Source organism: Microbacterium sp. Bi128 (genome assembly GCF_918698205.1).
Window position 1 is genome coordinate 1 of sequence record NZ_CAKKMM010000212.1, and the last position, 6,835, is coordinate 6,835.

The window sequence follows — 6,835 nt, forward strand, 5'->3', positions numbered from 1 at the left end:
GGTACGAGTCGATCCCCAGCTCCTTCATCAGAGCCACGTCCTCGGGCATCCGGTGGTAGTGGTCGCAGGAAACGGCCGGACTCTGGTCCTCCACGATCGAACCCGGCTTCGCGGCGAAGACATCCCATCCGGAAGGGCCGCGGCCGTCTTCATCGAGTGCACCCTCGATCTGGAAGGCGGAGGTCGCCACACCCAGGGTGAAGCCGGGCGGAAGAAGGGAAGCCAGATCCTTGGCGGAAGCGCTCATCGACGGGGACCTCTATGTAGTTTCGGTGGTTGGTTGACTGATTTTAGGCTCCCCCGGGGGTGAGCGCCACGACCCTGGCCGTTTGACGGACGCGATGCCAACGGCCACTGTTGATCGGTGCACGTGAAAATTGAACAAGGCGTCAACCGCCGGCCGCCATCGGCGCCGCCCAGCCCCGGCCGGCAGACGGCAGCCCTCCTTTGCTTCCTGGCGGTCTCCCATGGGGTGTCCTTCGTGGCGTCGCTGGTCATTATCGGCAACGCCGGCGGCTGGTACGCGGCGGCAGAGAAGGCTCCGTGGACTCCGCCGGGCTGGGCCTTCGGAGCGGTCTGGACGGTGCTCTACACGACAATGGCAGTGGCGGCGTGGCTCGTCTGGCGCCGGGAAACAGGACTTCGCTCCGGGCGCGGCCGGGGGGCCATGACCGTCTACGCCATCCTGCTGCTCGTCAACCTCGCCTGGGCGCCCCTGTTCTTCGGCATGTACCCCATGGCCGGCGGGGCCGCGCTCTGGCTGGCCCTGCTGCTCATCGCCGTCCATGCGGTGGCCGCCGCCGTCACGGTGGTCCGGTTCGGCCTGATCAGCCGGGCAGCGGGCCTGCTCATGCTGCCGTACCTCTCCTGGATCGTGTTCTCGCTGAGCCTGAACGCCTATGCCGCCGCCAGCAACTGATCCTGGCATCTGCTGGTCCCTGCCGTTCAGAACAGCGACGTCTCCGGCCCGAACAGGAAGACTTTGGCGTGCTCCACGGCCTTGCGGAAGGCATCGTTCCGCAGCGTCACGAGCTGCTCAGCCTCATCCAGCGAGGGTTCCAGATACTCCGTGAAGCCGGGCCTCAGCACCCAGATATCACCCGCGGGCGGCAGATAGAACACGCCGAAGGACCGGTGCTGGCTGTCTTCATCTGTCCAGACCGGGACCACCGCCAGCGCCGCACCCGTGTCGATGTTGATCCATTGCGCACGGGGCAACGGGGCCTCATGCGCCTCCGGGTCCAGGAACGGCGCCGTTCCCTCGCCCCAGCGCGCTTCGAAGCGCTCGTGGAACACCGGCATAAGGTGCGAATCGTAGCGGCGCCATGCGCTCATGGCTGGTCTCCTCCTCAGTGGATGGGGCTGCTGGATGTAACTGCTGGGTGGGTTCCTGCCCGGGTCAGCGGCCTGGCCAGGAGAGTTTCCCCGTCACGGCCCGGGTTCCCAGCGGACGGGGAGCACGCGCACAAGGGGATCCCGACGCCGGATGATGCGCACCGGGATGTCGCGGCTGCCGTGGCCGGCATGGTCGTTCCGGTGCTGGAAGGTGTCGTCCTCGACGGCGGGACGCCAGCCGCCGGCGTCGTACTCCGCCCGGCTCCTGGCGTCCCGCAGCACGGCGAAAGCGTGCAGAATGGCGCCGACATCGGGAGGATCGACGTCAGACTGGCCGACGTCGGGATGGTGCCGGCGCATCAGCGCCCGGAAGGCGCGGCCAATCTCCTGCCGGCCCGCCTCCGGCGAGACGTGCAATAGCGCGTAGTAGCCTCGGGGATCAGGGTTCCTGCCGGGCATGATCGGCCTCCGTTACATGCAGCCGGAGCCGGAGCCGGAGCGACGCTGCGGGCGCCGCGCCGGCCCGGGGGCTACTTCCCGATCTCCTGCATCTTGTCCTGCGAACGGGTGACTTCAATCTTCCGCGGCTTGGCCGCCTCCGCCACCGGGATGCGGAGCGTCAGGACGCCGTCGGCGTAGTTCGCCTTGACGTTCTCCGTATCCAGGGTGTCGCCGAGGATCAGCTGGCGGCTGAACACTCCACGGGGACGCTCCGAGACCATCAGTTCCACGTCGGGCTGCGCCGGATCGCGCCGTTCCGCCCGGACCGTCAGGACATTGCGCTCAATGTCGAGCCCGATCGAGTCGACATTGACCCCCGGAAGATCGAAGGCGACGACGAATACGCCGTCTTCCTGCCATGCGTCCATGGGCATGGGCGCGGGGCGTGCCACCGTCCCGAACACCTGCTGGGCAAGCCGGTCGAAGTCACGGAACGGGTCCGTCCGAATCAACATCATTTCCCACTCCTTCAGCGAGACTTGATCTCCATTCCTTCTACAACCCACCTCAAGTTTTCTGTGGTGATGGGTATAGATTTTTTATAGCACCGGTGAAACACTGATGCAAGGGAATTTCCGGAACGGGAGGAAGACCATGGCGGACCGAGGCGTGAATTCAGGCCTGTACGCCATCTCGGTCGTGGCGCAGCTGGTGGGCACGGGGCAGCAGAATATCCGGCTCTACGAGCGCCGGGGGCTCCTCGCGCCGGACCGCACCGCGGGTGGCACCCGGCAGTACAGCGACGCAGACCTTGTGGTGCTGCGGCGGATCGGCCAACTCCTGGCAGAAGGGCTTAACCTGGCCGGCGTGGCCAAGGTGATGGAACTCGAGGCCGCCAACGCCCGGCTGCGGGCCGAACTCAAGCGGGCGCGCAGCCGCTGACGGCGCTCAGTCCTGGCTGGTGTCGGCGGTGGAGAGCGTCCCGGTGACCTGTTCGCCCGGAATCCGCGCCGTCCGCCAGGTGTCCAGCGCAATGACGCCGCCCAGGATCACGAGCGAGATCGAGAAGGCGCCCAGGGCATCGGTCATCCAGTGGTAGCCGAGGTACAGGCGGCTGACGGCGGCGAAGAAGATGCCGATCCCCGCCACGATGAAGGCGATAACAGCGGACATGGGGTTCTTCCGGCGCGAAAAGACCAGGTACGTGGTCACCAGCAGGAAGTCGCACGCACCCAGGACGTGGCCGGACGGAAACGAGAACGTGGAGTCTGCGCCGAAGAGCATGAGGTCGATCGGAGGCCGGTGGCGTTCGACGATGTGGCCGATGATCTGCGCCAGAATGACGCCGGTCAGCATGGCACCGGCCAGGAGCATCGGCCGCCAGGCATGCTTGGCGATCAGGCCCCAGGCCACCGTCACGATCAGGACGATGATTGGCAGGCCGATGGGGCCGAAGATGATCGCCAGGATGATCATGATGATGGTGGTGGGTTCCGCGCGCAGGGTCAGGAGCCAGGTCCGCACGGGCTCATCCGCCGCCGAGATGCCGGCGTGCTGCAGGACTCCGGCGAGGATTACCACGAACAGCACGGCGCCCGCGATCATCAGCACGACGGCGGTCCGGTAGAGATTCCGGCGCGCCGTCACGCTCATGAAGCGCTCCTCCACGACGAACTTTTCGTGGAAGGTCCGCCATCGTCCCTGGGGTTTGCCTGCTTGAGCCTGTGCCATGTCGCTGTGCCGCCTTTGCGCCGTGTTGTGGATGGTCCCCGTTGAAGATTATCCCTGTTATTTACCGGGCGGCGGGCACATGGGCCGCCCGGGCTTCCCGCGGGAGGGTCCAAGGCCGGAGGCCGGTTGCGGAACCCGCCGGCCGGACAGGGCAGCGCCTTGCTGTGAGCCGCTTCACAGTGTAGCCTCCAACACAACTTGTGATGCTTATAAAGCAACTCTTAGGAATCAATGATGAGCTGGATGGAGAACAACATGGTCGAGGAAAAGCCTGACGGCGCCGGCGCAGGGCGGAACCGCGGCAAGGTCACCGACGTGGAGACCTACGGCATTGAGCGGATCCCCGAAAAGGACCGCAATGCCAGCGCCTTTGACTTGTTCAGGGTTTCGTTCGGCGGAGCCAACACCTTTGCCACCGCCTTCCTGGGCGCATTCCCGATCCTGTTCGGCCTGTCGTTCTGGCAGGGGCTCGCCGCGACGGTGACGGGCCTGGTTGTCGGCGCCCTCCTGCTGGCGCCCATGGCCGTCTTCGGCCCCACGAACGGAACCAACAACGCGGTGTCCTCCTCCGCCCACCTGGGCGTGCACGGCCGGGTGGTCGGATCATTCCTGTCACTGCTGACCGCACTGGCATTTTTCTCCATCTCGGTCTGGAGCTCCGGCGATGCCCTGGTCGGCGGGCTGAACCGGCTCGTGGGCCTGCCGCAGGACATGGGCTCGTTCGCCGTCGCCTACGGCCTCTTCGGTGGACTCGTTCTGGTGGTCTGCGTCTACGGGTTCAAGTTCATGCTGCTGGTGAACAAGATTGCCGTCACCGCGGCCACCCTGCTGTTCGTTGTCGGGTTCATCGCCTTCGCGGGCGACCTCAACCTGAACTTCGAGGGTGCCTTCGGAACCGGATTCGACGGCGTCGGCGTCGCAGGGTTCATCCCGGCGTTCATCGGCGCGGCCCTGATCGTCATGTCCAACCCCATCTCCTTCGGCGCGTTCCTGGGCGACTGGGCGCGCTACATCCCCACCGCCACCCCTAAGCGCAAAGTCATGGGCGCGGCGCTGCTGGCCCAGCTGGCCACCCTTATTCCGTTCGTCTTTGGCCTGGCCACGGCGTCCATCATCGCCACCAAGGCGCCGGAATTCATGGACCCGGCGGCGCCGAACTACGTCGGCGGCCTGCTGGCGGTCTCCCCCGCCTGGTACTTCATCCCGCTTTGCGCCATCGCCCTGATCGGCGGCATGTCCACCGGGGCGTCCTCGCTGTACGGGACCGGCCTTGACTTCAGCAGCGTCTTCCCGAGGTTCAACCGGGTCCAGGCCACCCTGTTCATCGGGGTCCTGGCGATCGCCTTCATCTTCGCCGGCCGCTTCGCCTTCAACCTCGTCCAGAGCATTTCCACGTTCGCCACCCTGATCGTGACCTGCACCGCGCCCTGGATGGTGGTGATGATCATCGGTTTCATCACCCGCCGCGGCTGGTACGACGCCGATGCCCTCCAGGTGTTCAACCGGCGCCAGACCGGCGGACGGTACTGGTTCAACCACGGCTGGAACCTGCGCGGCATGACGGCCTGGCTGGTCAGCGCCGCCGCCGGGTTGAGCATGGTGAACATGCCCGGACAGTTCCAGGGGCCCCTGGGCAACCTGGCCGGCGGTGTGGACATCAGTCTGCCGGCATCGCTGGGGCTTGCGGCCGTCCTCTACCTCGGGCTGCTGTGGATCTTCCCGGAGCCGCGCGGAGTGTTCCCGGCGGCCGGGCCGCGCTGGATCCCCTCGAAGGACACCCCGGTGCCGCCGGTCATCGATGCGGCTGGAAACACCGTCGCTGCCGGAACACCGGAGGCAGCCGCGCCGGGCTTGCACGGCGACTTCGACACGGAACTGGTGGGCCAGCGGTGACGTGGTTCGATCTCAGCGTTCCGCTGCGCACCGGAATGCCTGTCTATCCCGGCGACCCGGAGGTCCGGATCGCATCGGCACTGACCGTGGAGGCCGACGGCGCCAACGTGCTCGCGCTCGGGCTGGGCTCCCATTCGGGTACCCACGCCGACGCACCCCTGCATGTGGGCGACGGCTGGGCAGCTTTGGACGAATTGCCGCTGTCCCTTTTCGGCGGCGTCGCCGAAATCGTGGACGTCCGGGACGTGGCCCGCGGCGGCGCCATCACCGCCGTGCATTTGGCGGGGATCGCCCCGGCGGGCTCGGCCGGGGAGCCTGGGAAACCCGGGTATCGGGACAGTCCAGAGAAGATCCTCCTGCTGCACACCGGCTGCGCAGCGGCGTGGGGAACGGAGGAGTACCTCAAGCACCCATGGCTGGAGGCTGCGGCGGCACAACTGATCGTGGACCGCGGCTACCGCGCCGTAGGCCTGGATGCCCTCAGTGTGGATCCAACCTCCCCCGGCGCCACGCACGGCGACCAGCAGGGCAACCAGCACGGCGACCCGGCCGGCGGCAGCTTCCCCGCCCACGCCATCCTGGCCGGAAACGGCTGCATCATCGTGGAAAACCTCACCGGGCTGGAGCAGGTCCAGCGGGCCACAGACGCAGGATCCGACGTCGAGCTCTTCCTCTTTCCCCTTAATATCCCCGGGGCCGACGGCGCCCCGGTCCGGGCCGTGGCCCGGCCGCTGCCGGCTGCGGCGCTGCAGCCGGCAGCGCCCCGCGACCTCAGCCGCGAAGAGGTCCAGGAGGCAGCCGACCGCCTGGTTGCCGCCTTCGCCGCCACGGACACCGAGGCCTACTTTGCGGCCTTCAGCCCGGAGGCGACCTTCATCTTCCATCCGGAAGCCCGGCGCCTTGGGTCCCGCTCCGCCTACCGCACCCTTTGGGACAGCTGGCTCGCCGGTGGTTGGCGTGTGCTCGAATGCCGGAGCAGCGAGCAGGATATCCAGCTCCTCGGGGCTACCGCGGTGTTTTCGCACCGCGTGGCCACGACGGTCCGGGTTGACCGGGACGGTGGCCGCGATACGAGCGATGAGCGGGAGACCATCATCTTCTCCCGCGCCTCCGACGGCGGCATTGTTTGCGTCCACGAGCATCTTTCGGCCTGCCCGCAGTGATGCCGGGTGATTAGACTCACTGGGACCACCCGGGCCTGGGTGGATCTGCAGGTCAGCCGCCCGGGCCGCAATCTGCGGGCATTTGGCGTCCGCACGGGCCACGCGCACATGCGGCGTGGTGATTTGACGGGCCAATAAATATGACGTTACTGTTCCTGAATCCATTGGGGCCGACTAGAAGTACTCCAAGAAAGACAGAGCGATGACCACCATTACCGAGCCCATTGAGATCCAGGTCGACAACCGGCGCGTGCTCGACGACCGACTCAACG

General features: G+C 66.8%; 9 protein-coding genes. 4 read left to right on the plus strand and 5 right to left on the minus strand.

Annotation, left to right across the window (positions count from 1 at the left end):
* The coding region (locus LQV45_RS14835; protein ID WP_230007692.1) for a family 1 glycosylhydrolase at positions 1–247 on the minus strand (247 nt) is incomplete at its 3' end.
* 123 nt (positions 248–370) lie between these two features.
* On the opposite strand from LQV45_RS14835, the gene LQV45_RS14840 reads away from it, so the two are divergent.
* The gene (locus tag LQV45_RS14840; protein WP_230007698.1) at positions 371–919 is read left to right on the plus strand and encodes a TspO/MBR family protein; all 549 of its coding nucleotides are present in this window, start codon (positions 371–373) and stop codon (positions 917–919) included.
* A 26-nt stretch (positions 920–945) separates the two neighbouring features.
* Here the strand turns inward: LQV45_RS14840 and LQV45_RS14845 are convergent, their stop codons facing one another.
* The 3 genes from LQV45_RS14845 to LQV45_RS14855 all read right to left on the minus strand — a co-directional run bounded on the left by LQV45_RS14845 (position 946) and on the right by LQV45_RS14855 (position 2,294).
* The gene (locus tag LQV45_RS14845) at positions 946–1,335 is read right to left on the minus strand and encodes a hypothetical protein (RefSeq protein ID WP_230007693.1); all 390 of its coding nucleotides are present in this window, start codon (positions 1,333–1,335) and stop codon (positions 946–948) included.
* A 93-nt stretch (positions 1,336–1,428) separates the two neighbouring features.
* Complete coding sequence (locus LQV45_RS14850; RefSeq protein WP_230007694.1) at positions 1,429–1,794, minus strand: J domain-containing protein; 366 nt, start codon at positions 1,792–1,794, stop codon at positions 1,429–1,431.
* 71 nt (positions 1,795–1,865) lie between these two features.
* The gene (locus LQV45_RS14855; protein ID WP_290370254.1) at positions 1,866–2,294 is read right to left on the minus strand and encodes an Hsp20/alpha crystallin family protein; all 429 of its coding nucleotides are present in this window, start codon (positions 2,292–2,294) and stop codon (positions 1,866–1,868) included.
* Positions 2,295–2,430: 136 nt separating this feature from the next.
* Here LQV45_RS14855 and LQV45_RS14860 point away from each other — a divergent pair, with 136 nt between their 5' ends.
* Positions 2,431–2,718: a MerR family transcriptional regulator gene (locus LQV45_RS14860; RefSeq protein ID WP_230007695.1), complete on the plus strand. Its 288-nt coding sequence runs from the start codon at positions 2,431–2,433 to the stop codon at positions 2,716–2,718.
* Positions 2,719–2,724: 6 nt separating this feature from the next.
* Here LQV45_RS14860 and LQV45_RS14865 read toward each other — a convergent pair whose 3' ends face one another.
* Positions 2,725–3,507, minus strand: coding sequence for a phosphatase PAP2 family protein (locus LQV45_RS14865; protein ID WP_230007696.1), 783 nt, complete (start codon positions 3,505–3,507; stop codon positions 2,725–2,727).
* 243 nt (positions 3,508–3,750) lie between these two features.
* Here LQV45_RS14865 and LQV45_RS14870 point away from each other — a divergent pair, with 243 nt between their 5' ends.
* Both LQV45_RS14870 and LQV45_RS35800 read left to right on the plus strand, forming a co-directional pair.
* Entirely contained in the window at positions 3,751–5,400 is a 1,650-nt protein-coding gene (locus tag LQV45_RS14870; protein ID WP_230007697.1) for a cytosine permease, read from the plus strand.
* Positions 5,397–6,563 (plus strand): cyclase family protein, encoded by a 1,167-nt coding sequence (locus LQV45_RS35800; RefSeq protein ID WP_308288872.1) that lies wholly within the window; start codon positions 5,397–5,399, stop codon positions 6,561–6,563. Before LQV45_RS14870 ends, LQV45_RS35800 begins: the two co-directional genes overlap by 4 nt.
* Positions 6,564–6,835 lie beyond the last annotated feature (272 nt).

Excerpts from the sequence above, each read along its gene's own strand:
- LQV45_RS14855 (WP_290370254.1), bottom strand. The coding sequence starts at position 2,294 with ATGATGTTGATTCGGACGGACCCGTTCCGTGACTTCGACCGGCTTGCC.
- LQV45_RS14845 (WP_230007693.1), bottom strand. The coding sequence starts at position 1,335 with ATGAGCGCATGGCGCCGCTACGATTCGCACCTTATGCCGGTGTTCCAC.
- LQV45_RS14870 (WP_230007697.1), top strand. The coding sequence starts at position 3,751 with ATGGAGAACAACATGGTCGAGGAAAAGCCTGACGGCGCCGGCGCAGGG.
- LQV45_RS14860 (WP_230007695.1), top strand. The coding sequence starts at position 2,431 with ATGGCGGACCGAGGCGTGAATTCAGGCCTGTACGCCATCTCGGTCGTG.
- LQV45_RS14850 (WP_230007694.1), bottom strand. The coding sequence starts at position 1,794 with ATGCCCGGCAGGAACCCTGATCCCCGAGGCTACTACGCGCTATTGCAC.
- LQV45_RS14865 (WP_230007696.1), bottom strand. The coding sequence starts at position 3,507 with ATGGCACAGGCTCAAGCAGGCAAACCCCAGGGACGATGGCGGACCTTC.